Raw genomic sequence first — 26,066 nt, 5'->3', positions numbered from 1 at the left:
TTCATTCCTTGATTATCGAGACTCCTACATAGTAGGTCTGCAATATTTTTTTGTAATCATAGCCAAGCTCAGCATAACCTTTGGCTCCCCATTGGGACATACCAAGGCCATGACCATTTCCTGTCCCTTTAAATACATACTGGGATGTTTTATTCGTCAAACGTACTTTGTTATCGCCACTGAGCACAAACAGCTGAGATTCAGCAGCTGGCTTCGCTGTGCCAGTCCCTCCGATAACGGTCACATTCGGCATGGCAGCCGATTGGTTGCGCACCGTACTATCAGCTCCCAATACAGTATACCTTCCTGTTTCCTCAATTTCAAACCGGGTGCTGGGCAGACCATTAAATAGAGTGCGCAATGCATCCGGATAATCAGGCTCCAAAAGCTGGCCATTGGCTGTCATCTCAATGACACGGCCCGATGCTCCGCGTCCCTTCACTTCCAATCGGTCCAGAGCACCCGTAATCGGTTTTTTCATCACGGTATTCACTTTTTCCTTAATCTTGTCAGCATCATAGGGACCTCTAATCCATGAGTAGGCATTGGATTCCACAGCTTGATCAAACACAACGAAACGGTCTCCAATATTAACCTTGAAAGTGGCAGGATTAGCTGTATTATCGACATAAGGTGCGGGACGTACGGCAATATCCGTACCCGTGGACTCATAGTAAGGAAGACCGGCCGGATTTTTTTGCCCCGTATCCCTTGCATAGGAAGAATGGATATAACCGTTATTCCCATTTGGCAATACGATCCGATACCAAACCGCCTTGCCTTTCTCTGCTCCTTCATCGGGAGTAGCCACGCTTTTCAAATAGTTGACCTTATTACCCCATACCTCGGTAGATTCAGCTGTCATTCCACCTGCATTCGAATAAAACAAAGGTGAAATCAAACCCGCCTGCTCCATGATAACTTCGCCTTCAGTAGCCATGACAGCTTGCGAGGCAGTGGCGAATTCGGCACCTGCCCCTTTATAAGCCTGGTCCAGAGTCGTATCCGTGAGATGGGCAATCTGATATTTGACACCCTGCTTTAATGCAAAGGTTCGCGCAGCTACCGCCTGTGCTTTCAGAGCTTCAAGCGGCCACTCTTTGCTAAGCTCGGAGCTCACGACCGATACCAGATATTGCTCGAAAGGCAATTCATTAATAACCGCAAGCTTGTTGTTAAGACGTGACAATTCAATCAGCCCTCGATAAGACCGCTCCGATCTTTCCAGAACGGTAACCGTTTCGGCAGATTTGGACGTTACGGCAAGCTTAACGCCTGTCCCCCCCAAAAGGAGCTGCTGAATCATTCCGCCTGTAGTGGATGAAGGATCGGCAAGCGTACGTTTGATCACATAGGTGAGACCAGCGTCGACAGGCTGTAAGGAAATACCTGGTACAAGGGTAGCCAGCTGCTGCTTGGCAGCATTCAGCTCCGCTGTATCCGATCCTGCGGCTACCAGAACTGCAAAGGCAGGTGCCCCTGCAGCTGCATCCAGGTATGCTACATCGGCATCCAATCCGGCTTGTCCAAGGACTGCCGCCTGCGCCAGTGCCTCAGCTTCCGTTGAGTAGCTGCCTGCACTCCAGTGCAGAGGCCCATTTACCGCAGCTGTAAAACCTTTGCTCGCTGCAGTCAAATCAGCAATCGTCTTGGCTTTGGTTAGGGCAGAGGCTGCCAGTTCCTTGGTTGTATATGGACCCAGCTCCAATTGGTATGCTGGTTTCCCAAGCTTTGTGCGAACACTGATACTTGCATCCAGCTTTAAATCGGTCAGCTTTTTGGTGAGTGCTCGAGCTTGATTCGCATCCGGCGTTTCCAGAACCATCACACTATAAGAATCAAGCTCCACACGCAGCGGGCTTTTATCAGAGGTTGCAAACAGCGGCTTCAAACCTGCAGCATTTCTTAAACTGACATCAAGCCCTTTATCTGCTGATAATGTTACATCTGGAGTTGGTGCGCTATATTTTCCTGTATCGATAAATAAGGCAATTCTAATCAAATCCAATTTGGGTACGGCGGTTGCTGCATAAGCTGGAGCTAAATGACCTGCCAGCATCCACATTGTGCAGCCAATAAGTAAGAGCAGGCTTGCTTTATACCGAACCTTTTGTGTCGATTTCCCCCAACCGCCCAAATGCAGTTGGTACCGGTGCTTTCCCATTACCGTGTTTCCCCCTTTTTACGGTGAGCTTTTTGGAATAGGCAATCCTAAATGCTGATAAGCAGTATGTGTCGCCATCCGACCACGCGGCGTGCGCTGCAGGAACCCAATCTGTAAAAGATACGGCTCATACACATCCTCAATCGTTTGACTTTCTTCTCCTATTGTTGCAGCAATCGTATCCAAGCCCACAGGTCCGCCCTTAAAGCTCAGAATGATGGCGCGCAGCATCTTATGATCGATTTCATCCAATCCAAGATGATCTACCTGAATACTGATCAAGGCATCATTTACGATATCCATTGTTATGATGCCGTCTCCCTTAACCTGGGCAAAATCACGCACACGCTTCAACAGACGATTAGCAATCCGCGGTGTTCCCCGAGACCGCATTCCAATCTCACGCGCGGCTTCACCAATAATTTGCACCTGCAAAATATCAGCTGTCCGGCTCACAATAAAAGTCAGCTCTTCAATCGTGTAGTATTCCAATCTGCTGATAACACCAAATCGGTCGCGCAAGGGAGCAGACAATAATCCAGCTCTTGTGGTTGCACCGATTAGAGTAAAGGCAGGCAAATCCAATCTGACGGTGCGAGCGCTCGGTCCTTTACCGATAATAATATCAAGCGCATAGTCCTCCATCGCGGGATAAAGCACCTCTTCGACGGTTCGGTTCAAACGGTGAATTTCGTCGATAAACAGTACATCGCCTTCCTGCAGATTCGACAATATCGCTGCCAAATCCCCGGGACGTTCGATTGCCGGTCCTGATGTCGTACGAATATTCACGCCCAACTCATTGGCGATAATGTTCGATAACGTGGTTTTACCGAGTCCGGGAGGACCGTACAGCAATACATGATCCAGCGCTTCTTTACGCATTTTGGCAGCATCTATGTAGATCTTCAGATTGTTTTTGGCTTGTGTCTGCCCGATGTATTCAGCCAAATAGCGCGGACGCAGGCTGTACTCCATCATTTGTTCTTCTTCCATCATCAGATTGGCCGAGATAATCCGGTCGTCCATCATGGTGTCTCCTTTCATCGCCAAAAAACTTTACCGCAAAGACTGCTGGAACAGAGCCTGCAGCGCAAGCTTGATCACGATATCAACGGTTTCATCACCCTTGAGCTTAGCCTTGATAAGCTGTCCTGTCCGGTCTGCCTCTGCTTCCGTGTAGCCCAGCCCAAGTAAAGCCGTCTTCGCCTCACTCCACACGCCGGCTCCTTGGGACGGTACTGCGAGATGACCTGTACCTGTGATGGCCAGCATCGAATCATCGCCAGCTGAAATAACGCCAAGCTTATCCTTCAAATCGAGGATCATTCTTTGAGCGGTTTTACGTCCGATCCCGGGCAGCTTTATCAGAAAGCTAATATTTTCCTGTTGAATCATAGCCGCGATAACTTCCGGTCTCCCTCCGGCCAGTACCCCAATCGCCACCTTGGGCCCGATTCCGTTAACCTCCAAAAGCAAGCGGAACAACGATTGCTCCTCACGTGTAGGAAAGCCAAATAGCAGATGCGCATCCTCGCGGACCTGATAATGAATAAACAGGGTCGTTTCTTCTCCATCCTTCGTCTGGATGGCATAAGGATTCGTACAGAATACCCGATAACCAACGCCTTTTACATCCAGCACCAAATAATCCGGTTCTCTATGTACAACTATGCCTCTTAAAAAATCGATCATGGTTTGCGTACCTCATTTATCTTTTGTAAAAGCACAGCCGAATGTGCATGACAGATCGCAATCGCCAAAGCATCCGCCACATCATCAGGCTTGGGTACAGCTGACAAATGCAGAAACAGCTTAACCATCTCCTGCACCTGTTTTTTTTCGGCCTTACCATAACCGACTACAGCTTGCTTCACCTGAAGTGGTGTATATTCGCCAATTTCCAGCCCTTGCTGGACCGCTGCCAAAATGAGCACACCCCGAGCCTGTGAAACTGTCATCGCTGTCGTAACATTACGATTAAAAAATAATTTTTCGATGGCAACAGCATCCGGCTTATATTTATCTATCAGTTGGACCATCGAGTCATAAACGGTCTTGAGACGAAGAGCACTATCTGTATGAGCTTCTGTCTGAATACAGCCATACTGAACGGGAACAAGCCGACTACCCTGCTTATCAATAACACCGAATCCAACAATCGCAATTCCCGGGTCAATTCCCATAATTCGCATCACTTACCCACTCCCAGCCTGCCAAAAGCGAACATATGTGTTCCATTATAGCAGATATCGCTTCCAATGAACACGCCAAAAAGTCCATTCAGCTTAAAACAACTGAACAGACTGTGCGGTTTATCTATCAACACTGTGATTTCCCTGATTATCTATGGGGCTGGTGAAATCTTTAAGGCTTGTCCAGGTGCATCGACGGCGTAATCACTGAACGTTGACAAGACACTGTTGTACTCCGATAAATCTCTCACCTGAATGCCCCGATACAGCTCTTTGATTGCACTGTTCGGCAGGCTGCTTTTAAGATGTTCAATATTTAATTGAAAGAAGGTTTGGATCACACTGCCGCCCCCTACCCCTGGAACGCCTTCAAATAATGATAGGTTCCCTCCGCTGTCCATTCCGAAATACGCATTTTCTTTGCAGCGCGGCGAAAGGTCCTCAATGGTTTCCCTGAAATAAATGCGTCCATTCGCATCCATACTAACCGTTGCATCAGGACTGCTCCTATGGTAGGCCAATATCTCGTCTGCACTCATCATACCTATCGGCTGCAGCTCTTCGCCGCACACGTATAATTTTTGGGTAAAAGCTTCCCGTTGAGCTTTGATTTGACTGATCATTTCCATCACTTCCTTCTCAGGCTGCCTGCTGTTATGGCCCATTACCATCTGCGTCTGCTCGTCGGGTTGTAAGGTCATCGTAGATTGTGAGGAATAATGCCACATGTAAGCAGCAGCAGAAACGCTGACCACGAGCCAAAATATCGTTAAATTCATCCAACGACGCTTCCAGCGCAAGCTTTTCTGCAATCGTTTTTTAAGTTTTTTGAGGAATGCAAGAATAATCATATGTACCCACCCCTTCTGTACAATATCCGAACCTGTGAGGTTTTTATTACCTATTTTCCCCTCCGTTCCTTTCTTTATACACAACCGCCTAATTCCGCTTTACTCTTTATGAAAACAACAAAAAAACTGCGCTTATCACTCATTAGGTGACAAGCAGCAGTTTCGAAAAATGGAATTACTCGTTATCTGACCAGCCATGGAGAATTCGATGTTGCTTTACTGGTTTTGTTGGTTGATCTGCGGTTTCTTTGCGCTGGCTTGGCGGCTCTTGTGGAAATAGAAGCTTTTTTCTTATTGTTATTTGTGTTTTGAATAGTCACTTTATTAGCTTCCAAAGAATCCGTTTGTGTAGAGATTTCGGCCTTTGCTCTCGCTTCGGCTTCACTTTGCTGTCTGAGCAGCTGCTCAAGTTCGTACTTGCTGTTGCAGCCGCAATCAGGTACGCCAGCTCCATATGGGGACCATCCGTACGGGTGAACCATCTGTGGCTGCATAGACATTGGATACACAGAGCCCGGATATGCAGAGTTAGCAGCAGCCGTATTTACATTCATAGGTTCATACCCGTGAGAGTAACCTGGCATTTCTCCATAAGCTGCCGGGGATTGAGCATGAGGCCAAGTTTCGTATGGCATTGGCGCATTCGGCATCCCGTATGCATAAGGCATTACTTGATGATGCTGAATGTTGGCCACAGGACCTCCGCAGCCGCAACCACAACCACCTGCAGACGACTGCGGCTGTTGGTAGAAGGGATAGTTTGGCATGCCGGCAAATCCAGCTTCCATAGGCATGTTTGGCGAATAAGGTGCTGCAGCCATGGGGGAAACCATTGGTGCCGCATTAGGCGCTGCAGCCATAGGGGAAACCATTGGTGCCGCATTAGGTGCTGCAGCCATAGGAGAAACCATTGGTGCCGACCACATAGGCTGCATGGGAGCATTCATGTTGTCGTGAGTAAATACTTCTGTAGCTGGCTCCTGGTATTGCTGAAACAAATTCATATCATGAGGGTGATGCCCCCACATCGGTGCTTGTGTTTGTGCGCCCTGTACATAACTCGGGTAATTGTCGACGCATGGATAGGCGTTTGTGGATTCGACCATCGGATGCATCCATGGATTAGAGTGCATCGGTTCTGTCCATGGATTGGACTGCATCGGCTCTGTCCACGGATTGGACTGCATCGGCTCTGTCCATGGATTAGACTGCATCGGCTGTGTCCATGGATTGGACTGCATCGGCTCTGTCCATGGATTGGACTGCATCGGCTCTGTCCACGGATTGGACTGCATCGGCTCTGTCCACGGATTAGCCGGCTTTGCAGCTGGTGCTTGAGCTGCAGGCTGCAGGAACTGCGGTTGTTCTTGCTGTATCGGCTGTGCCCACTGATTAGTCTGCATGGGCTTCATATTTGGCGCCTGAGCTTCAGGCTGTAAAAATTGCGGCTGTTCTTGCTGCATCGGCTTCATTGGCTTGACAGGTGGCACTTGGGCTTCAGGTTGTAAGTATTCGGGATATGGAGCTGGAGGCTTTAACGGCATTTGAAATTCGATATTGGGGATTGGCTCAGGCATCGGAATTGGCTTGACAGGTGGCTTCACTACCTCTGGCTGTTCCACTACGGGCGCAGGTTCAACCGCGATTGGAGCTGGAGCAGGTAATGGAACTGGGATGGGTGCGGTATTCGGTTTATTATGATGATGGTGGGTATGCTGATGCTGCGCCTCATTTTCTGGCTGATGCGGATGATCATTTTCATGTTGATGAGATTCATGATGCGGCTTGACCTTGGGAATGTACACAACCTCGCCTGTCATCAAAATATTCGGATTTTTCAGCTGTGGATTTGCGGTAATCAACATTTGCAAGGGGACATTCCATGATTTTCCCAGCTTCCACAACGTATCCCCTTGCACAACCACATGCTTATGCAAATAATCGGTTGGCGGAATGACCGGCATTGGCGCATTGGGGATTTTCACCTTCATTCCCACCTCAATCACATTCGGGTCCGCAATTTGCGGATTGCTGGCAATCAGCTTGTCGAGATCTACATTGTACTTCTTGGCGATTTCGTAGAGCGTGTCGCCTTTCTTCACCATATGAATTTTCACTTCACAAACCTCCTTGGCATTATCCTGAAAACCACCTGCACGTGCCAAAACAAAATGACCTTACAGTTTATGCACCGAAGTAGGCATTTGACCATCATTAAAGGAAAAAAACTAAGATTGAACGCAAGAAAAATCGAGGGCTTGTCACCTTTACCTGCTGGTGTTCGACTTATTGCCTTGCTGAACAACACAAAAAGCCCCCTATCTCCACTTTAGAAGTGGAAACAGAGGGCTGCTCCAAGACGAGTTATTCGTCGTATACCTTCACACCGTCGATATCAACCAGCTTACGGAATTCTTTAAGCAAATGCGTAGTGATAGGGCCTGCTTTGCCTTCACCGATTGTTCTCGCATCTACCTCGCGAACAGCAATAACCTCTGCAGCTGTTCCGGTAAAGAACACCTCATCCGCCACATAAACATCATGCAGGGTGAACGGCTCTTCTTTGACCTTGTAGCCCAGCTTCTCGCAAATTTCGATTATTGCAGCACGGGTAATGCCTTCAAGCGCCCCACAGTAGCAAGGCGGCGTGAAAACAACCCCTCTTTTGATGATGAAAATGTTGTCCGACGAGCCCTCAGCCACATAACCTTGGGAATTCAGCATGATGGCCTCGCCTACACCAGCGAGATTGGCTTGAATTTTAACCAAAATATTGTTCAGGTAATTCAGCGATTTGATTTTTGGATTCAAAGCATCAGGCACATTGCGGCGTGTGGATACGGAAACGGTTTTTAATCCATTCACATAAGCCTCTTCCGGGTAAATCGACAGCTGCTCTACGATAATAATCACATTTGCTTTCGGTGAACGGCGCGGGTCTAACCCAAGATCACCGGGACCACGGGAAACAACAAGACGAATGTATCCGTTTTGCAGCTCGTTTTTGCGAATGGTTTCGATCAGCACCTGCTGCATTTCTTCCTGTGGAAGCGGGATGTCAAGCATGATGGATTTGGCCGAATCGTACAAGCGATCCAAATGCTCTTTGCATTTAAATATATTTCCATTATAAATCCGGATCCCCTCAAAGATACCGTCTCCGTACAAAAATCCATGATCGTATACAGAAACTGTTGCCTCTTCCTTGCTCACATACTTGCCGTTTAAATAAATCACTTGTGCCATAATAACAATTACACCTCCGAGTGTGTAGGTTTATAAGAATAGGTGGGATAACAACCCAATATGCGAACCTGGCAGCCTATCGCTTCAATTTCCTGAAGGGCTGACGGGAGCAATACCGAATCCAGGGATGCGTCAATATCGATGTAGAAGTAGTAATTGCCCAGCTTTTTCTTCGTTGGCCGGGATTCGATCTTGGACAGATTGATCCTGCGCCAGGCGAAAGCTGAAAGCACCTGATGCAGAGCTCCCGGATAATCCTCCGGCAGCGTGACGAGAATTGTCGTTTTGTGAGACCTGTAGTTGTCCTTCAGTTCAATCGGGTCTTGTCCAACAAGAACGAATCGGGTAAAATTTTTCTGATGATCCTGCACATCCTGTTCCCATATCTGGAGTCCATACAGTGCTCCAGCCGAACGAGGAGCAAGTGCCGCTACCTCCGGACTGCCAAGCTCCTGTACAAGTCTTGCGGCTTCACCGTTGCTGCTTACCTGCTCCAGCTCCACATGAGGCAAATACTTCCGCAAAAACTGGCGGCATTGGGTTAACGTCACACTGTGCGAAACGATTTTCTTCAGGCCGCTGCAGCTTGCTTCCAGCGTATCTCCCGGAGCCCCCACAGCCATTAACTGTATAGAAATCGGGTAAATCCACTCGGCCTGCATCGGCAGATTCACTTCGTGTACCAGCCAATCCAGATGAAGGCTGACCGAGCCGTCGAAGGTGTTCTCGATCGGAATGACACTATAGTCCGTTATTCCGTTTACCGTTGACATAAACACATCGTCAATCAGCTTGCAGGGAACGTACTCACAGACAGCACTATCCAAAAAATGGCGTGCCGATTCCTCGGTGTATGTACCGGGACCCAAAAGTGCAATTCGCTTCATGTGCGAACGTCTCCTTTGATGTTTTCAAATAATGTACACCCTTCATCAAAGTGTGTCAACACCTGCACGCCATGTGACGCAGGGTTCAGCCACATCAAGGTAGCCTCGATCCCTTCGCCCCGCAGCGTGCCCTGCAGGAACTGCTCCAGCTCCGCCTTGCGGGAGCTGCTCCGGTCGACCAGCGTGAGCATCGTCGGACCGGCACCGCTTAAAGCAACGCCAAGGGCGCCATGGTTCGTCGCCTCGGCGAGGATGTGCGCGAGCCCCGGCACAAGCGGGGCTCGGTATGGCTGATGCAGCGCGTCTTTCATCGCGCGCGGTATCATGTCAAGCCGCCCGGTGCAGAGGGCGGCTACGAGCACGGACGAATGGCCGACGTTGAACACGGCATTCGTCAGGCTTTGCTCGCGCGGCAGGACATGCCGCGCTTTCTCTGTCGACAGCTGGAAGTGTGGAATGGCCACCAGCACTTCCAGCTGCTCATTCGGCTCGACGCGGATATATTCCGCGCGTTCGCCGTCCCAGAAGGCGACGACAAGGCCGCCGAACAGCGAAGCGCCGACATTGTCGGGATGATGCTCCAGTGCCGTCGACATCTGGAACAAGGTGTCATCCGACAGCGGACTGCCAATCAGCGCATTGGCGCATGCCAGCGCGCCTACAATCGCTGCTGCGCTGCTGCCAAGACCACGCGTGAGCGGGATATCGCTGTACATCGAAATTTCCAGCTCCGGGTGCGTAACCCCGGCTTTGTCAAATACCATCTGCGCTACCTTATAGATCAGGTTGGTTTTATCTGTAGGAATTCCTTCCATCCCATTCCCGAGCAGATGGATACGGGTTTGTGCTGCTGTACTCATTTCTATCCATGTATATAGATCAAGCGCCATACCGAGCGTGTCAAATCCAGGGCCCAGATTCGCCGTACTTCCCGGCACTTTTACGCGTACCTTGCCGCTTTTCATACCCATCGTACGACTCCTTTTTCCGTTTCAGCTTCTCGATTGATTTATTAGCCTTCCACCCGATAAACGCTTTTGATCGAGTGAACCACGTCCATACCTTCGAACTGCTTTAACACTTTTTTCATTGCCGCCTGATTCGCATCATGAGTAATAATGATAATTTCCGCTTTCGGATTCGTTTCGTTCGGATGCTGCAATACAGACTCAAGGCTGACTTCATGCTGGGCGAACACCTGCGTAATTTGGGCAAGCACACCTGCCTTGTCTTCGACGTGCAGCAAAATGAAATTTTTGGAGGCAATCTGCTCATCGGTCTTCAGCTTCTTTTCTTTAAATGGAGCCAAAGCACGCTGACCGTTGATGCCCAGCTTCAAATTGCGAACTACCGCTACAAGATCCGCGACAATGGAAGTAGCTGTAGGCATACCGCCCGCCCCAGGACCGTAGAACATAGTTTCCCCTACGGCTTCACCGTGTACATACACTGCATTGAAAACCCCGTTCACTGAAGCCAGCGGATGCGATTTTTTCACCATTGTCGGTTGTACGCTGATGCTGATATAATCGTCCTGACGCTCGGCGATCCCAAGCAGCTTCACTTCATACCCAAGGCGCTTGCCATAAGCGATATCTTCCTTGGAAACTTGACTGATACCTCGAACCTTGACATCACTTAAAGAAACATGGGCATGGAAACCGAGCGTGCCAAGAATCGTCATTTTGCGTGCCGCATCGAAGCCTTCTACATCTGAGGTAGGGTCAGACTCCGCATATCCCAGATCCTGCGCTTCCTTCAGCACATCAAGATAAGCAGCGCCTTCCTGGCTCATCTTTGACAGGATATAGTTGGTCGTTCCGTTGACGATTCCCATAATCTTCGTAATGCGGTCAGAAGAAAAGCCCTCCACCAAGGTCCGAATGATCGGAATACCGCCTGCCACACTTGCTTCATACAAAACGTCGCAGCCTTTTTCAGACGCTTTCGCCAAAATCTCCTGTCCATGCAGGGCCATTAAATCCTTATTGGCTGTAACAACGTGCTTGCCTCTATCCAGCGCATCAAGAATATAGCCTTTGGCCAGCTCAATGCCGCCCATCACCTCAATGACGATATCAATTTCCGGATTTTCAATAACGTCACGCGGATCTTCCGTCAATAGTTCAGAACTGACCTCGATGTCACGCAGCTTGCTTTTATCCTGAACCAAAATCTTCGATATCTCGATGGAGGCACCGGTTTGGCTCATCAAATCCTGTTGGTGTCCCTTGATGATACGGACAACCCCTGTTCCTACAGTCCCAAGACCGAGCAGCCCTACTTGAATAGATTTCATATGATAGCCTCCTTATATTTGCAACCGTTCCTTTAGCCTTCGGCTACGGCTACTACCCCTGTCCAACCAGAGCAGCACGACTGACGCCTTCTTGTGCTCGCAGCATCTCCAGCACAAAAGCTACATTTTCTTCCATCAATGAAGTCTCCACTGAAATCACCACATTGGCAATCCCTTGCAGCGGAATCGTTTGATGTATCGTTAGCACATTACCCTCAAGTCCGGCTATCATCGCCAGCACTTTGGATAAAATGCCTGAACGATGCTCCAGATCCATCGAAATTGTCACGATTCGCTCCCGATCCAGCTTGCTGAGCGGAAATATTCCGTCCTTATACTTATAAAAGGCGCTTCTGCTTAATTCGACCTGTTCCACAGCCTCATGAATCGTTCTTACCTTCCCACGGGCCAGCAGTTCCTTGGCCTGCACGGTTTTGAGCAAGGCCTCAGGTAAAATGTCTTCCCTGACCAAATAGTAACGCTCATGTTCATTTGGCTTCGTGTCACCCTTTTTTTTATCCGACAGCGTAAAAATCCTCTCCATAAAGACGAATGTTTCTACCTAGTGGACATTATATCGAAAACAACGGGTTGAGGCAATAGGCTTTTGCAAATAGCCAGTCTTTTTCATAAAGTCTCCACATCTGTCGCCTTCCTAAACAAGTGCATTCATGGTAAAGTTGGTAAAATCAATAAACAAGCATAAAGGAGCAAATTGATGATTCGTGCACGTATAATGGCAACGGCCATGTTGTTTCATGACAACGACCTTTTGATGATGAAAAGGTCCCCGACACGTACATTAAATCCGGGAATGTGGGCAGCCGTAGGCGGCCATCTCGATCCGGGAGAGATTAGCTCTCCACGCAATGCCTGCTTACGTGAAGTATGCGAGGAAACAGGCTTACAGGAAGAAGAAATTATCGATCTAAAGCTGCAGTACATTTTGATCCGACTCAATCAGCAGGAAATTCGCCAGCAATTTATTTACACAGCTCAAACCACCCGCCGGGATGTCATCCAGACTGAGGAAGGGGTATTGCACTGGATTCCGCGCGAGCAGGTACTTGATCGAGAAATCCCGTTTATTTTCCACCGACTGCTGGAGCACTACTTCGAGCATGGTCCAACTGACCACATCTGGGTTGGCACCGCTGGATTTGATCAATATTCCGCGCCTGAGGTACATTGGACAGCTTTGGTCGATCCTGGAATGAACTGACAAACTTCAAAAAGTACTGCTAAAATAAAAATGACAAAAAACCGTCTGGACTTGATTGTCCATACGGTTTTTTTACTGACACTTCCTCCAGAGCAGTCTTCAACCTCAGCCATGCGAACGAAACTCGCTTTTATGACTGAGATCCCGCCATTTATCTAGAATTTTAAACGCCTCTTTGCGCTGCAGCAGGGAGCGAGCCAGTTGAAAGCCTTCTTCATACGAACCTACCTTGTCAAACCAGTACAGGCGCAATCCTGCATTAAACACAACATGTTCCCGTTCATTACGGATATCATCGGAATCATCCCCTTGAATAACCCTATTTAAAAGTCCAATTTGTTCGTCTTTCCCGCATTTCTCTAATGGGTCACCACGAAATCCGAAGGTTAAAGGATCTATAATATTGGACTCGTCACCCCAAGGTGTCACCTTACGAACAACACTGCTTTTATGAATCGGCAAATCCTCAGAGCCCTCAATACCTTGTACTATATAGGCTGTTTCAAAACCCGACCTCGGCAGGAGATGTATCAGATGGTCCATCGCCGTTTTGTGGTGTACACCGATCATTAAATTTTGCGAATGGACGGGATTGATTACTTTTTCCACGGTATTAAAGAACGTTCGTAATCCTATCTGCTCTCGAACCTGCCTCACTCGCCCAAAGGGTGGACAAATCAGATCTGTCCATATGAATCCGATATGCAAGCTCATGAAGATGTTTTCCCAATCTCTGGCTTCCAGCTCCACCTGGATGCCTATGCCCTCCAGAAGCTCCTTCAAAGAAATACCCAACATAGGAGGCAGCGATTGACTTCCATGGAGCACCTGTGGAAATCCAACGGAAGCGATTAGCAGGCTGACGGGAATCGTAACCGGAAAATACTGTCTGCCATCATAAGGGCCGGCACAATTCAAAGAATTGGAGAAGGAACGATACGGCAGGGAGTACTTGCGAAAGACATCGACAAAGCCCATCATTTCTTCGTCCGCTTCCCCCTTCATCCGCATCGCCATTAAAAACGCCGCTGTTTGTGCATCCGTAGATTCGCCGCGAGCAATGGCATGAGCCACAGCTACCGCCTCATCATAAGTCAAATCACGCGACCCTGTTCGTCCGGTTCCTACCGCTTTAATCCATTGCTTCATGGTGTCAACTCCCTCAAAAATGACTAAAACGCCAAATGCGTAAGCAGAAAGACCGTAAGTAATTCGTTCACTCCACTCACTCATCTTATCGCTTTGATCGTTAATAATTTACACCGGAGCCCGACTTGGCCCAATCATTTCTCCAGCTGCGGGACACCGCATAGAACGCCAACGTCACTACCAGAACGATCGAGGCTACCACAATAAATCCAGAAACGTGAGATCCGGTGGCCTGCTTTAAAGGTCCTAAAATATTGTTAGGCAGCAGAAATCCACCTAATCCGCCTGCGGCACCGACAATACCCGTGACAACCCCAATTTCTTTGGAGAAGCGCTGCGGCACCAATTGAAATATAGATCCATTACCCATGCCCAGACAAGCCATCATCACACTCGTAATCAGCAGCATCACCATAAAGGAGCCTGGCATTGTCGACACAAGAAATGCACATACACAGATGACGGAATAAAGAATCAGCATAAATCGCATGCCCCCAACTTTATCGGCTATGTAACCACCTATAGGCCTAAAAAGACTGCCGGCAATGACCGTGATCGTAACGAGATAACCAATTTGAATTCTCGACAAACCGCCCGCGACCGCACCTTCTCCATACACATCATAGAAGAAAATGCTGAAGTAACTGGAAAATCCAACAAAGCCACCGAACGTAATCGCATAAAAGACACTGAACCACCACGTATCCTTATGTTTAAATGCCGATAAATAATCAAAAAGTCCTTTGGGAGCCGGTTGATTCGGACTATCCTTCGCCATCAGCATATAAGCGATCAATACCAGCACTAACGGAATTATCGCAAGTCCAAATACGTTGTGCCAGCCCATGCTCGCTGCCAGCTGCGGACCGAAGAAGGTTGCTAGTGCTGTACCGCTATTGCCTGCGCCGGCAATACCCATAGCCAAGCCTTGATACTGCGGCGGGTACCAGCGACTTGCCAGAGACAAGGAAACAGCAAAGCTTGCTCCTGCTATCCCCAGTAAAAAACCGAGTGCCAACACCTGATTAAAGGTCGTTCCACCAAGCCAGCCCCAGAGCAGCGGAAGGATCGTTAGCAGCATACCGATAATGCCTGCTTTCCGAGATCCGATACGATCAGCCAATATTCCCATAGGAATCCTGAATATTGAACCGCCCAATGTTGGGATCGCAACCATAGTTGCTTTTTGTGCATCCGTTAGTCCAAAATCCTTGGTGACATATAAAGCCAACGCACCGCATAATACCCAAATCATGAAACTAACATCGAAATATAGAAATGCTGACATCAAACTTGGGAAATGACCTGATTTTTTAAATTTTTTCGCTTCCATTCTATAATACCTCCCGAACCACTCTCTTTTCAAGCATTTCCATCTTTTATATGTAAGTTTAACTAACATAATAATCATACACACACATTCCCAAAAAATCTATAAGCGGTTGACATAAAATAAGAGAAATGCCAGCAGCACATCAAACTCATGTGCAGCGGAACTCCTCTTATCGTGCTTACTATTCTTTTTCAACAAACTCAAATTCAAAATCACCAATCTGAATCGTCTGTCCATCTACAGCACCACGAGTTCTAAGTGCTTGATCAATACCTTTTTTACGTAAAATCCGTGCAAATCGTTCAACAGCTTCCTGTGTACTGAAGTTCGTTCTTTTGATCAGCTTTTCAATGCTTGGACTCTCTATAACAAATGTATCATTCTCACGTCGGATGGTGAATTCCTCGTCATCCTGTGCTTCAAACTTGAACACCTTACGCTCAGACAGATCAACCAGGTCCTCCAAGAGCGGCATATCAGGAATCGTTTCCAGCAGGTCCGCCACTTTGTACAGAAGCTCCTGAACACCATTTTTAGTTACTGCCGATACGGGCATCACACGGATTGACGGATCCACTTCAGCAAGCTGCCGTGTAAATTCCTCCAGATATACTTCTGCGTCCGGCATGTCCATTTTGTTAGCGACAACAATTTGCGGCCGTTCACCGAGCTTGGCACTATAAAGCGTTAGCTCATTGTTGATTTTTTGCCAATCATCAAAAGGATCACGACCATCCGTAGCTGCCATATCGATAATATGAACAACAACTCGTGTCCTTTCTACATGCCGCAGAAATTCATGACCGAGACCTACGCCCTCATGAGCGCCTTCAATTAATCCAGGCAAATCGGCCATCACAAAGCTTCGACCATCCCCTACATCCACAACTCCCAGGTTCGGAGTCAGTGTAGTAAAATGATAAGCAGCGATCTTAGGCTGGGCTGCAGATACAACGGACAGCAGTGTTGATTTCCCTACACTCGGAAAACCTACCAAGCCCACATCCGCCATCACCTTAAGCTCAAGCACAAGCCAACGCTCCTGGCCTTCTTCGCCATTCTCGGCTATCTCCGGAGCGGGATTGTTCGCTGTTGCAAACTTGGCGTTACCGCGACCACCGCGACCACCCTTGGCTACGATAACTTCCTGATCATGACGCGTTAAATCTGCCATAATTTCGTGAGTATCATCATTAATGACGACCGTACCCGGAGGTACTCTTACGATTAGATCCTCAGCATTAGCACCATGCTGCGTCTTGTTGCGGCCCTTAATTCCACGATCTGCTTTAAAATGCTTTTGGTATCTGAAGTCAACGAGTGTGCGAAGGCCCTCATCCACACGGAAAATAACGTTGCCTCCATTACCTCCATCGCCTCCGCCAGGGCCTCCATCAGGTACATACTTTTCTCTGCGGAATGCAACGAGACCATCGCCTCCATCGCCGCCTTTAACATAAATCTTCGCTTTATCGATAAACATGCCTACACCTCTTTATATGTTCAACGGTAATTCGATGCTCACTCCTATAGAATGTCCATCCCATTGATTTGTTTTCCATGTCATATTCATATCCGATTGGAGCCTGACTCGTTCAAGAGCAGGCAGCAGCTGATTACCGGCCTTATCACATTGATAATGACCTTCAATTGTCAGTTTGCCAACCGTTTGTGTCAGCTTTAGCCGTAAACCATACTCATGTTCATGGTGAACAACCGCGTGCTCTTTAAAAACTTCAATGACTGCAATCAGCAATCGAGTCAATTCTTTACAATCGATCAAGAGTTCATTTAAATGGATTTCGTGCTCCATATCGACTTCCAGCTTTAATTCCTTCACCTCGGCCTGTACCGAGAACACATACATAATGAGTTCAGGAACTCCCAGCTTCGAAACGTTACTTTCTCGCTGAACCTTCACTTTGATGTTTTGCATCAAGCTCTCCAGCTTATCATACTTGCGTAATTTAACATAACCGAATATTAATTGAATCTCATTCATCCAATCGTGCCGATAGTGGTTAAACAAGCGAATCCATCGGAGATCCTGATCAGATTCTCTCTCGTCACCCATTAAAAAGGCTCCATTTTCACTCTGATTACTGAAGCATTCTTCGTTGAACGGTCGATTCGAACCCATGCCAACCTCTCCGATCCACTAGTCCAAATATAGAAAAATCCCCGGCGACACTGAATCGCCGGGGCTATCGTCGATGACGTATTATACTTCTACAGCTGCAGCCACCGGAGCGACTTCAAATGGGTAAACACTTACTTTTTTGCGAGTACGACCATAACGCTCGAACTTCACAACACCTTCGATTAGAGCAAACAACGTATCATCGGAACCGATACCTACGTTATTTCCCGGATGAATCTTAGTTCCGCGTTGGCGGTACAAGATGCTTCCAGCACTAACTCCTTGTCCATCAGCACGTTTAGCGCCAAGACGCTTACCGATACTGTCACGACCGTTTTTTGTGGAACCTACACCCTTCTTGGATGCAAACATCTGAAGATTTAATTGTAACATGGTGTCAACCTCCTTCATTTCGTATTTTCTTGCACATCTATATACGTACTGTACGATTGTTTAATAGTTTGCAGCATGACAACCATCGACTCAAGCAGCATCTGCACCTTTTCATTCAAGACGTTATCCGCAAGCTCAGTAAGTTCAACATCCAAAAAACCATGCTTGGCTTTCGTCTTCAATTGAATTCCGAGCAATACTTCGACCGAATTGACCGTACCTACTGTAACAGCAGATACACCTGCACAGACAATATCTTTGCCAGGCTCATCATACATGGCATGACCTTTTACTTGAAACGAATAGATCCGACCGTCAGGCTTGCGTTTAATCTTTACACGAATCATCTGCTGATCCTTAAGCGTTGATAGCTTCGATCACGACTTTAGTGTAAGGTTGACGATGACCTTGTTTACGACGGTAGTTTTTCTTGGCTTTGTATTTGTAAACGATGATTTTCTCACCTTTACCATGCTTTTCCACTTTCGCGGAAACAGCAGCTCCGGAAACCAATGGAGCTCCAAGAACCAAACCAGACTCTTTGGACACAGCCAAAACTTTGTCAAAAGTAACGGAATCGCCTTCACCAGCATTCAATTTCTCGATGTAAAGAACATCGCCAGCTTGAACCTTGTATTGCTTACCACCTGTTTCAATAATTGCGTACATATTGTTGCACCTCCCTCATGTCTCAGACTCGCCTATACATCAGGTGATGTGTCATAACTCCCACACATACTTAGACCTGTTTCGCGCGGTTACAGCATGTTTTGCAACATACTCGAATATTCTATCACAGTGAACTTAACAAAGCAACATTTACTTCATTGATTCAAATAACGGCTATTTGGACCAAATCCAGCCATTCCCGTCGCAAGTCTTGCAGCGTGTCACCGGAAGCTTATCTGTACCTGTCTTTATTTTTTTGCGGGTCAATTCCATAAGTCCGAGCTTCGTCCAACCGACAACGACCGTTTTGGTTCGATCCTTGCGTGTTTCCTCGACTAGCAGCTCCAAAACCTGCTGTCGATTCGATTCCAGGCCCATATCAATAAAATCGATGACGATCAGTCCACCAATATCTCGCAATCTCAACAGTCTCGCAATATCCTTGGCCGCCATTAAATTCGTATCGTACACCGTCTGCTCCAGGCTGACACTGCCCGTGTATTTGCCTGTGTTGACATCAAAGACCGTAAGCGCCTCCGTGTAATCAACTATCAGATAACCGCCGTTATCAAGCCACACCTTGCGTTTAAAGCCGCTTTGCAGCTGCTCATCCACATGATAGGTCGCAAATAATGATATCGGTCGACTCTCATATAAACGTACATGCTCGCATAACGAAGGCGCCGAGGTGCGCAGCAGTGATACAACGGATTGGTGAATATCTTTATCGTCGATCCAGAGCTCTTTGATGTCTTCACTAAACCCGTCCCGAACCCATCTGGACAGAAGTCCAAAATCGCTATACACCTTCCGCGGCACGGCACCCGGCTGTTCGACCAATTTTTCTACCGCCAGCCAACGTTGTCGAAGCTCTTCCAAATCGGCCGCAATCGTCGCCTCCGGTACTCCTTGTGCCGCTGTTCGTACAATAAAGCCTTCTCCAGGGTGTACCTTGCTTTCCGCAGCCCGTTTCAGCCGCAGCCGCTCCTCTTCATTGGCAATCTTCCGGGATACACCAATATAATCTGCCTCCGGCATATACACTCCCCATCTGCCAGGAATCGAATGATGAGTCGTCACACGCGCGCCTTTGGTTCCAACCGGCTCCTTCACCACCTGAACCAGCAAGGTTTGTCCCTCCTGAACGAGGTCGGTAACCAGCGGCTTTTGCTGAGGCTGTTTATCCAGATGAGCAGGAAGCATATCGTCGATGTACAAAAAAGCATTTTTCTCAAGTCCTATATCCAAAAATGCGGCCTGCATTCCTTGCAGCACACGCATGACACGCCCTACATACATATTGCCAGCCAATTGCTCGGTTCCACGAGACTCGTTGTCATACTCAGCCAGCTTGCCATTTTCTAACACAGCTACTTCAATTTGATCTTGTCCGCATTGAACCAGAATTTGCTTCATCTTTTCCACCTCGCCTTCCATTTTACATGAAAAGCTCAGAAATCGCACATCCCCGCTTGGACTCATTAAAATAGGAATACAGCAGCGGCTGTTCCGATACAACGGCTCTTATCGATCCATATTCGTCAAGGACATAAACCAAATGGTATCGTTCACGCTTGAATAAACGAACGACATCCTTAATGCGCCGACTCCCATTGACTACGATAGGTTGAGCCAGCGTCCCTGCCCCCATTAACCGAACCAGCGCCGTTTCGCGATGCAGTAAAAAACGCATGAAATGGTACGCTCTCCCTTTATAGCTATACCAATTGGAATAGAGCAGAAATAAGCCAATCATAAGCAAATTCAGCTGTATACCGCCTCCACGGATCACATGCAAGATGGAAACTACTGTAACCACCAGGCTAAGCACAAGGCTTAAACCGTTGCAAAGCGTAATAACACGATGGTAAGGCATCCACATACTCATCAACGATTCCAGCAGCTTTCCTCCGTCTAGCGGCGAGATGGGCAGTAGATTAAATAAGGCAATGAAAAGATTCGCTTCAATGAAGTAGGCGCTCCACTGCTCCGAAACCAGGCCCATCCATTGCAGTAAATAAGCAATCAGCATCATCCATATATTTTGCAATGGGCCTGCGATAATAACGATCACTTCTTGCCAGACCGGGACGCTGCCGAGCTCCTCGACCACAGCCTCACCGCCATAGGGCAGCAGCAGTATTTCCTTGATGCGCCAGCCAAACCCTTTGGCGGCTACAACATGACCCATTTCATGAACTAGCACAATTCCGAACAAAGTAGCTATTTCTATAAAATAGCCACCAGCTACGGATAGCAGCATGACAATTGAAAACAGCGGATGAATACGAACAGGCACACCGATCCATCGATTCCACCTAATCAAAAGCAACCACATCCATCGGATTCAAATATCGATTATCCTTGGAAATGGCAAAATACAGATAGCCAGCCTGCTTGGAGGTGTTGGCAGAAACCTTACCAATCGTTTCCCCTCCCTTTATCCAATCATTAAGCTCGACCTTTGCATCAATCCAGCCATACACAGACTCCAGGCCATTCGCATGGCGTATAACAACGGTGAAGCCCGTCTCATCCTTATTGCCCTTGTAAATAACCAGGCCTGTATCCAGAGCCGCTACCGTCGCATCCGCCTTCGTTTCCAGCGTTACCCCTAAGCGACTCGATTCATAAGGAGCGATGACCGTTCCTTTCACAGGGGTAAAATAATGCTTTTTAAGAACCGACACCTTCTGTGCCTCCTGCTGCTTGCCAGGCATCCAGGCGGGAAGCAGTGATGGATTCCCTCCCCATTGCCTCTCATACCATAAAGTAACCATATGAAAATCAAAAGATTCATTCAGCGACGCTTCAATATGAGATTTGGCAATATTGGCCCACGGATGATTGATTTGAAACAATCCCCATACCGCTGCAAACAACGCGCAGCTAATGACCAGCTTGATTCGAATCGAATTGGCATTAGGCCGAAACGGCCAGCCGCCTTCATCTTCAGGATCCGCTTTTGCTTGCTCCGAATATTCCTGCATCCATTTACGTTTCCATACATATTCAGGATCATTCCAACGCTCCGCACTCTCTCGCAGCTGCTCCATTTGTCGATGGCTCATTTTATCCCTTGTTTCCATGTAGATAATCCTCCTGCATCAGATAGGGCTTGTATATTTCATCCTATGAGCATGTACACTCGAATATAACAAGCAAGCAGGATCCTCAACAAATAAGCCCTGTATCTGTGATACAGAGCTAAAGTGCAGGCTTCATCATGTTAAAGACGGTCATCGCTGTCAACAGAATCCGTGTTGGCCTGAGTCATTGGAATTTTCAAATAAACGGAAGTGCCCCACCCTTCTTTACTGCGTATGGTAATGCCGTATGCCTCCCCATAGGCCAGCTTTAACCTTTTGTTGGTGTTGAAAAGTCCAATATGCTCCGAAAATTCGTGCTGAGTCTCGACATTATTTCGTAGCATCTCAAGCGTATCCTTATTCATCCCTAAACCATTGTCCACAATGGCTATTTGCAGCGCTGATTCCACCAGCTTGATTTTAATCCGGATCAAGCCGTGCCCTTCCTTTTCTTTAATCCCATGATAAATACTATTTTCAATTAAAGGCTGCAGCAACAGCTTCATTACCCGAAAGCCGATCACCTTGGGGTCATAGTCCCATTCCAGATCAAATTTATCCTCGTACCGGTATTTCTGGATTTCCAGATAGCTTTTCACATTTTTAATTTCAGTTTGCAAGGATACCCGTTCTTCCGGATTGGTTAAGGAGTAGCGGAGTATCTCGGATAAATTATCAATAATTTTCGTAACCTGATTCGGCTTTCCTGTTAATGCGATCGTTTCCCAGTTTACGGCCTCCAGCGTGTTAAATAAAAAATGCGGATTGATTTGCGACTGTAAAGCGGTGAACTGGGCTACCTGCAGCTTGTATCTGCGCTCGGAAAGCTGGACCTTCAGATAGCTTTGCTCTATAAACGTTTTTACGATATTTTGCACAATATACCCGTACTCATCCTGCACGCGTTCCGGTAATGATGGCAGCGGATTTCCCTTTTCAGCAGAATCAATAATATCGATAATATTAGCAATTTGCTTGTACCGATTTCTAGTTAAATAAAAAGCAAGAACGAGACCCAGCATGAACGAAATAAGCAGCAACAGCATCGTGATTTGAATAATTCGGAACGGTACCTCATACAACGCCCGCTGAGGAACAATCGAAATATATTTCCAGCCGTAGCGAGCTGAATTCAGCTGGGATACAATAAAGGATTCATTGGCAGCATTGATTGTATAAAAGGCCTCATTCGACTTGTTGATGCTGTCCATATTCAGATCCTTCAGATATTCAGGCTGACGGTCGCTAAAAATGATTTGATTGTTCTCGTTTACGACCAGAATGCACTGCTCCGGGAAGGTGGACAAGGATTTCAAAATATTTTCAATGTAGATCGGGCGAATATTCAGTACAATAACCCCGTTCGTCGACTCAATTCGTTGATAGATGGTAACAAGCGGCGTATTCGTCGATTCAAACTCAAACTGTTTGACCTTGCGCGGCTCAATCCACAGCTTGACCTTCTCGTCCTTCTCGATAAAATGCGAGTACCATTCCTTGTCATTATAGGTTTGCAAATCGGATAACCCCTGCTTGGAGGAAATAAAACGGCCTGTGGAATTAGGCATATAGATATAAAAGGAATCGATATAGGGCCGCGCGTTGGCCGGGGCACTCAGAAAGCTTTTCAGAATATCAAAGGAAATCAGCTCCTCATGCGTCAAAGAGCTATTTTTCATAATCGAGCTTAACGCTTCAATGACCTTCAAATCGTTACCATATACAAGGCTCATCGGGTCGGTTTCACTTAAAATCAATTCTATATTTTCTTTCGTCTGCTTGAGCACGTTAACCGAATTTTTATTGATATCTTCCTTAATATAATTTTGCGTAATGAGAATCGAAAGGGTTCCCAAAATTGTAAGTGGAATGAGCAAAGGAAGCAGGAACATGGACAAATGCTTAATAAAAAACTTGTTTTTCATGTGTTCGCCTTCCATTCTTTACGGTTCATTTGCTCTGGACATGTAATGGACAGCATCATGGAGGGGAATCTCGGAACTCACGGGGGCTTTTACCGAAGTAGAGCTTAAAGGCTCTGGAAAAATTTTTCGCGTTATCGTAGCCGACAGCACTGCCGATTTCGTAGGATTTGTAGGAAAAATCTTTTAAAAGCTCCGCAGCCTTTTCCATTTTAACCGAAATCACGTACTCCGAGAAATTTTGTCCCGACCATTTTTTGAAATATTTACTGAGATAGTACAGATTCATATGAAACAAGCCCGCCACTTCCTCCAAGGTCACATCCCTGTAGCATTCCATGATATGTGCTTTGATAGCAGCAATCTTCTTTTCATGATAGCCCTGTTCCTCTATCGGATCTTCTGGTGCCTCAGGAAGGTGAACCGTTGCATCCGCTGCAAGGGGTATGGGAATAGCCAACTCCTGCTGTCTTTCCCGATCCAGCTCATCCTTAATTTTACTGAAGGTCGCCAGCAGCTCCTCATATTTGGTCGGCTTGATAATATAGCTTTTGACGCCATACATAAGAGCCTTCTGCGCATAATCAAATTCCTTGTAGCCCGTCAGAAACACAACTTTGGTACTGATCTCTCTGCTGTACAATTCCTGGGCCAGCTCTATGCCTGACATGACAGGCATTTTGATATCGCTCAGCACTACATCCACTTGCTGCTTGAGGATCGTATCCAGCGCTTGCCGTCCATTCTTCGCTTCCCCGATGATTTCGAAGCCAATCTCATTCCACGGGAAATAGTTGCATATGCCATTACGTATCTTCGTCTCGTCATCAACGACCAACAGTGTGTACATGTGATCCTCCCCGGTGCTTTTCTAATAGGAAATTGTGATGGGTTTATTATAGAGGAACGAAGAACTGCAAACAATACGATGACAAATAATGAAAACTAATAACAAATCAAGCACCCCAAATCCAATTGCCTCCGTCAACATTATAGACAAATATTCAAACCTTTTATCAAATCAGATGGATTTAAAGCTGGCAGGGTCGTTGCTATAATAGGACCTGTAACTGCTTGAAGCTGAATAATCGAACATAAAGGGGATCAGAAAATGAATCATATGAAGAAATTATGGGGCTCGGCTGTTGCTATATCCTTGCTCTCAGCTAGCATGGTGGGTTGTACACCAGAACCAGCAAGTCCATCCCAAGGCAAGGATGCAGGTCAAACCGACAGCAGCAAACCGATTACTTTAAGATTTGCTTGGTGGGGAAGCGATTCCCGTCACAAGGCAACCTTGGAAGCGATTAATTTGTACAAAACGAAAAATCCGAATGTGACCATTGAAGCCGAATATGGCGGTTTTGACGGCTACGAGCAAAAAATGAAAACGCAGTTGGCCGGAGGCACGGCACCCGATCTGATCCAATTGGATCAGCCCTGGCTGTCTGAGCTTGGCAGCGGCAGCGAGCTTCTGCTTGATTTAACGAATCAAAAGTCGTTCGATCTCAAAGGCTTCGATGCTACTTACCTGAAAAACTTCACAACCTACAATAACAAGATCATCGGCTTGCCTATGGGCACGAACGGTAGAACCTTAGTTTTCAACAAGACATTGGCAGACAAGCTGGGCATTAAAGCCGATCAGGTCTGGACCTGGGACAGCGTGCTGGAAGAAGGCCGCAAGCTGCATGAGAAGGATAGCAAAATGTATCTGATGAACTCCGATCTTGGTGTTATACAGGTAATGTTCTCTTCCATGCTCAGACAAAGAGCCAATAGTCCAATGGTCAAGGATGACTATACATTAGCCTTCACCAAGGAACAGGCAACCGAAGCCTTTGATTGGGTTCAAAAAGCGTATAAAGCAGGCGTATTCCAGCCGCTTGGCGAAAGCCAGTTATTTTCCGGTAAAACCGACCAAAATCCAAAATGGATTAATCAGGAAATGGTAGCTATTGAAGGCTGGAGCAGTGAGGTTATCAAATTCAAAGATACACTGCCTAAAGGCACAGAAATCCAATCCGTTCTGCCAGCAGCGTACACGGATTCCAAAACCGGTGCTGCCGTTATCCGTCCTTCCATGGTCTTGAGTATCAATAAGCAATCGAAGAGTCAGGAAGAAGCTCTTAAGTTCGCAAACTGGCTGTTAAGCGATACCGAGGCTGCCAAAATTCTTGGGGATGTTCGGGCTGTGCCTGCACTTGAGCCTGCCAAAAAAGCCATTGTCGAGGCTAACAAGCTGGACAAAAATGTAGCTGACGCAGTTGATCTTGCCGCTAAAAATCAGGCTGTTCCCGATAATGCTATCACGCAAAATTCACAGCTTGGAGATATTGGCAAAGATATTATCCAAAAAGTCGCTTTTGACAAAATAACACCCGCTCAAGCAGCCGATGAGCTGATCAAGCGGTATACGGACAAATTGAAAGAATTGAAAAAGTAACTGTCACATACAGCTTCAATGTCACATTTAGGGAGTGCCGCTGACAACCAGCGGCATTTCT

The 26,066-nt window shown here is 47.1% G+C and carries 25 protein-coding genes and 1 other annotated feature; of the genes, 2 read left to right on the top strand and 23 right to left on the bottom strand.

Translation table 11 applies throughout. The annotated features are described in order from the left end of the window. Position 1: 1 nt before the first annotated feature. The 11 genes from NST47_RS10490 to NST47_RS10440 form a co-directional block, all read right to left on the bottom strand. Positions 2–2,164, bottom strand: a complete 2,163-nt coding sequence (locus NST47_RS10490; protein WP_341155085.1) for a SpoIID/LytB domain-containing protein — start codon at positions 2,162–2,164, stop codon at positions 2–4. A gap of 18 nt (positions 2,165–2,182) precedes the next feature. Continuing rightward, complete coding sequence (gene ruvB, locus NST47_RS10485) at positions 2,183–3,193, bottom strand: Holliday junction branch migration DNA helicase RuvB (protein WP_240414644.1); 1,011 nt, start codon at positions 3,191–3,193, stop codon at positions 2,183–2,185. Positions 3,194–3,223: 30 nt separating this feature from the next. Next, complete coding sequence (ruvA, locus tag NST47_RS10480; RefSeq protein WP_341155084.1) at positions 3,224–3,859, bottom strand: Holliday junction branch migration protein RuvA; 636 nt, start codon at positions 3,857–3,859, stop codon at positions 3,224–3,226. Further along, on the bottom strand, positions 3,856–4,359 hold the full coding sequence (gene ruvC / locus NST47_RS10475) for a crossover junction endodeoxyribonuclease RuvC (RefSeq protein ID WP_341159652.1): 504 nt from the start codon (positions 4,357–4,359) through the stop codon (positions 3,856–3,858). Before ruvC ends, ruvA begins: the two co-directional genes overlap by 4 nt. A gap of 152 nt (positions 4,360–4,511) precedes the next feature. Then, entirely contained in the window at positions 4,512–5,210 is a 699-nt protein-coding gene (locus tag NST47_RS10470; protein ID WP_341155083.1) for a BofC C-terminal domain-containing protein, read from the bottom strand. Between the two features lie 182 nt (positions 5,211–5,392). Then, positions 5,393–7,327, bottom strand: a complete 1,935-nt coding sequence (locus tag NST47_RS10465) for a LysM peptidoglycan-binding domain-containing protein (protein WP_341155082.1) — start codon at positions 7,325–7,327, stop codon at positions 5,393–5,395. 247 nt (positions 7,328–7,574) lie between these two features. Continuing rightward, entirely contained in the window at positions 7,575–8,456 is an 882-nt protein-coding gene (gene ilvE / locus NST47_RS10460) for a branched-chain-amino-acid transaminase (RefSeq protein WP_445667373.1), read from the bottom strand. Positions 8,457–8,464: 8 nt separating this feature from the next. Then, complete coding sequence (gene pheA, locus NST47_RS10455) at positions 8,465–9,343, bottom strand: prephenate dehydratase (protein ID WP_341155081.1); 879 nt, start codon at positions 9,341–9,343, stop codon at positions 8,465–8,467. Beyond that, positions 9,340–10,308 carry a homoserine kinase gene (gene thrB / locus NST47_RS10450; protein ID WP_445667455.1) on the bottom strand — a complete coding sequence of 323 codons (969 nt, stop codon included), beginning with the start codon at positions 10,306–10,308 and terminating at the stop codon, positions 9,340–9,342. The genes pheA and thrB overlap by 4 nt, the downstream gene beginning before the upstream one ends. 47 nt (positions 10,309–10,355) lie before the next feature. Beyond that, on the bottom strand, positions 10,356–11,642 hold the full coding sequence (locus NST47_RS10445) for a homoserine dehydrogenase (RefSeq protein WP_341155079.1): 1,287 nt from the start codon (positions 11,640–11,642) through the stop codon (positions 10,356–10,358). Positions 11,643–11,694: 52 nt separating this feature from the next. Continuing rightward, complete coding sequence (locus NST47_RS10440; RefSeq protein WP_076231601.1) at positions 11,695–12,186, bottom strand: ACT domain-containing protein; 492 nt, start codon at positions 12,184–12,186, stop codon at positions 11,695–11,697. Between the two features lie 174 nt (positions 12,187–12,360). On the opposite strand from NST47_RS10440, the gene NST47_RS10435 reads away from it, so the two are divergent. Then, a complete protein-coding gene (locus NST47_RS10435) occupies positions 12,361–12,864 on the top strand; it encodes an NUDIX hydrolase (protein ID WP_341155078.1) in 504 nt (167 codons plus the stop codon). 105 nt (positions 12,865–12,969) lie between these two features. Here the strand turns inward: NST47_RS10435 and NST47_RS10430 are convergent, their stop codons facing one another. The 12 genes from NST47_RS10430 to NST47_RS10375 all read right to left on the bottom strand — a co-directional run bounded on the left by NST47_RS10430 (position 12,970) and on the right by NST47_RS10375 (position 24,409). Next, entirely contained in the window at positions 12,970–14,013 is a 1,044-nt protein-coding gene (locus tag NST47_RS10430; protein WP_341155077.1) for an anthranilate phosphoribosyltransferase, read from the bottom strand. A 100-nt stretch (positions 14,014–14,113) separates the two neighbouring features. Then, entirely contained in the window at positions 14,114–15,346 is a 1,233-nt protein-coding gene (locus NST47_RS10425; protein WP_341155076.1) for a nitrate/nitrite transporter, read from the bottom strand. 181 nt (positions 15,347–15,527) lie between these two features. Next, positions 15,528–16,829, bottom strand: a complete 1,302-nt coding sequence (obgE, locus tag NST47_RS10420) for a GTPase ObgE (protein ID WP_262684694.1) — start codon at positions 16,827–16,829, stop codon at positions 15,528–15,530. 12 nt (positions 16,830–16,841) lie between these two features. Next, positions 16,842–17,486 carry a Spo0B domain-containing protein gene (locus NST47_RS10415; protein ID WP_341155075.1) on the bottom strand — a complete coding sequence of 215 codons (645 nt, stop codon included), beginning with the start codon at positions 17,484–17,486 and terminating at the stop codon, positions 16,842–16,844. An 81-nt stretch (positions 17,487–17,567) separates the two neighbouring features. Then, positions 17,568–17,879 (bottom strand): 50S ribosomal protein L27, encoded by a 312-nt coding sequence (rpmA, locus tag NST47_RS10410; RefSeq protein ID WP_076231585.1) that lies wholly within the window; start codon positions 17,877–17,879, stop codon positions 17,568–17,570. 14 nt (positions 17,880–17,893) lie between these two features. Further along, positions 17,894–18,226 (bottom strand): ribosomal-processing cysteine protease Prp, encoded by a 333-nt coding sequence (locus NST47_RS10405; RefSeq protein ID WP_341155074.1) that lies wholly within the window; start codon positions 18,224–18,226, stop codon positions 17,894–17,896. A gap of 10 nt (positions 18,227–18,236) precedes the next feature. Further along, complete coding sequence (gene rplU / locus NST47_RS10400; RefSeq protein WP_240414360.1) at positions 18,237–18,548, bottom strand: 50S ribosomal protein L21; 312 nt, start codon at positions 18,546–18,548, stop codon at positions 18,237–18,239. 14 nt (positions 18,549–18,562) lie between these two features. Then, positions 18,563–18,649: a sequence feature (ribosomal protein L21 leader region), on the bottom strand. A gap of 73 nt (positions 18,650–18,722) precedes the next feature. Then, a complete protein-coding gene (locus NST47_RS10395) occupies positions 18,723–19,964 on the bottom strand; it encodes an Rne/Rng family ribonuclease (RefSeq protein ID WP_341155073.1) in 1,242 nt (413 codons plus the stop codon). Between the two features lie 22 nt (positions 19,965–19,986). After that, a complete protein-coding gene (locus NST47_RS10390; RefSeq protein ID WP_341155072.1) occupies positions 19,987–20,874 on the bottom strand; it encodes a site-2 protease family protein in 888 nt (295 codons plus the stop codon). Next, positions 20,867–21,637 (bottom strand): M23 family metallopeptidase, encoded by a 771-nt coding sequence (locus NST47_RS10385; RefSeq protein WP_341155071.1) that lies wholly within the window; start codon positions 21,635–21,637, stop codon positions 20,867–20,869. Before NST47_RS10385 ends, NST47_RS10390 begins: the two co-directional genes overlap by 8 nt. Positions 21,638–21,777: 140 nt before the next feature. After that, complete coding sequence (locus NST47_RS10380; protein WP_341155070.1) at positions 21,778–23,562, bottom strand: cache domain-containing sensor histidine kinase; 1,785 nt, start codon at positions 23,560–23,562, stop codon at positions 21,778–21,780. Positions 23,563–23,617: 55 nt separating this feature from the next. Further along, complete coding sequence (locus tag NST47_RS10375; protein WP_341155069.1) at positions 23,618–24,409, bottom strand: response regulator transcription factor; 792 nt, start codon at positions 24,407–24,409, stop codon at positions 23,618–23,620. A 261-nt stretch (positions 24,410–24,670) separates the two neighbouring features. Between NST47_RS10375 and NST47_RS10370 the strand changes: the two genes are divergently transcribed. Continuing rightward, complete coding sequence (locus tag NST47_RS10370; protein WP_341155068.1) at positions 24,671–26,005, top strand: ABC transporter substrate-binding protein; 1,335 nt, start codon at positions 24,671–24,673, stop codon at positions 26,003–26,005. The last annotated feature ends 61 nt before the right edge of the window (positions 26,006–26,066 follow it).

It is taken from the genome of Paenibacillus sp. FSL H8-0034 (assembly GCF_038000305.1).
Taxonomy (GTDB): Bacteria; Bacillota; Bacilli; order Paenibacillales; family NBRC-103111; genus Paenibacillus_S.
Note: the sequence above shows the minus strand (reverse complement) of the source record. Positions and strands in the feature narration are given on the sequence as shown.

Bases quoted from the DNA above. Each gene is read 5' to 3' on its own strand.
- NST47_RS10395 (WP_341155073.1), bottom strand. From the start codon at position 19,964: ATGAAGCAAATTCTGGTTCAATGCGGACAAGATCAAATTGAAGTAGCT.
- ruvA (WP_341155084.1), bottom strand. From the start codon at position 3,859: ATGATCGATTTTTTAAGAGGCATAGTTGTACATAGAGAACCGGATTAT.
- NST47_RS10430 (WP_341155077.1), bottom strand. From the start codon at position 14,013: ATGAAGCAATGGATTAAAGCGGTAGGAACCGGACGAACAGGGTCGCGT.
- NST47_RS10445 (WP_341155079.1), bottom strand. From the start codon at position 11,642: ATGAAATCTATTCAAGTAGGGCTGCTCGGTCTTGGGACTGTAGGAACA.
- rplU (WP_240414360.1), bottom strand. From the start codon at position 18,548: ATGTACGCAATTATTGAAACAGGTGGTAAGCAATACAAGGTTCAAGCT.
- NST47_RS10370 (WP_341155068.1), top strand. From the start codon at position 24,671: ATGAATCATATGAAGAAATTATGGGGCTCGGCTGTTGCTATATCCTTG.
- rpmA (WP_076231585.1), bottom strand. From the start codon at position 17,879: ATGTTACAATTAAATCTTCAGATGTTTGCATCCAAGAAGGGTGTAGGT.
- NST47_RS10425 (WP_341155076.1), bottom strand. From the start codon at position 15,346: ATGGAAGCGAAAAAATTTAAAAAATCAGGTCATTTCCCAAGTTTGATG.
- NST47_RS10470 (WP_341155083.1), bottom strand. From the start codon at position 5,210: ATGATTATTCTTGCATTCCTCAAAAAACTTAAAAAACGATTGCAGAAA.
- pheA (WP_341155081.1), bottom strand. From the start codon at position 9,343: ATGAAGCGAATTGCACTTTTGGGTCCCGGTACATACACCGAGGAATCG.
- NST47_RS10405 (WP_341155074.1), bottom strand. From the start codon at position 18,226: ATGATTCGTGTAAAGATTAAACGCAAGCCTGACGGTCGGATCTATTCG.
- ilvE (WP_445667373.1), bottom strand. From the start codon at position 8,456: ATGGCACAAGTGATTTATTTAAACGGCAAGTATGTGAGCAAGGAAGAG.
- NST47_RS10490 (WP_341155085.1), bottom strand. From the start codon at position 2,164: ATGGGAAAGCACCGGTACCAACTGCATTTGGGCGGTTGGGGGAAATCG.
- NST47_RS10435 (WP_341155078.1), top strand. From the start codon at position 12,361: ATGATTCGTGCACGTATAATGGCAACGGCCATGTTGTTTCATGACAAC.
- NST47_RS10440 (WP_076231601.1), bottom strand. From the start codon at position 12,186: ATGGAGAGGATTTTTACGCTGTCGGATAAAAAAAAGGGTGACACGAAG.
- NST47_RS10375 (WP_341155069.1), bottom strand. From the start codon at position 24,409: ATGTACACACTGTTGGTCGTTGATGACGAGACGAAGATACGTAATGGC.
- NST47_RS10380 (WP_341155070.1), bottom strand. From the start codon at position 23,562: ATGAAAAACAAGTTTTTTATTAAGCATTTGTCCATGTTCCTGCTTCCT.
- NST47_RS10385 (WP_341155071.1), bottom strand. From the start codon at position 21,637: ATGGAAACAAGGGATAAAATGAGCCATCGACAAATGGAGCAGCTGCGA.
- obgE (WP_262684694.1), bottom strand. From the start codon at position 16,829: ATGTTTATCGATAAAGCGAAGATTTATGTTAAAGGCGGCGATGGAGGC.
- ruvC (WP_341159652.1), bottom strand. From the start codon at position 4,359: ATGCGAATTATGGGAATTGACCCGGGAATTGCGATTGTTGGATTCGGT.
- ruvB (WP_240414644.1), bottom strand. From the start codon at position 3,193: ATGGACGACCGGATTATCTCGGCCAATCTGATGATGGAAGAAGAACAA.
- NST47_RS10415 (WP_341155075.1), bottom strand. From the start codon at position 17,486: ATGGGTTCGAATCGACCGTTCAACGAAGAATGCTTCAGTAATCAGAGT.
- thrB (WP_445667455.1), bottom strand. From the start codon at position 10,308: ATGAAAAGCGGCAAGGTACGCGTAAAAGTGCCGGGAAGTACGGCGAAT.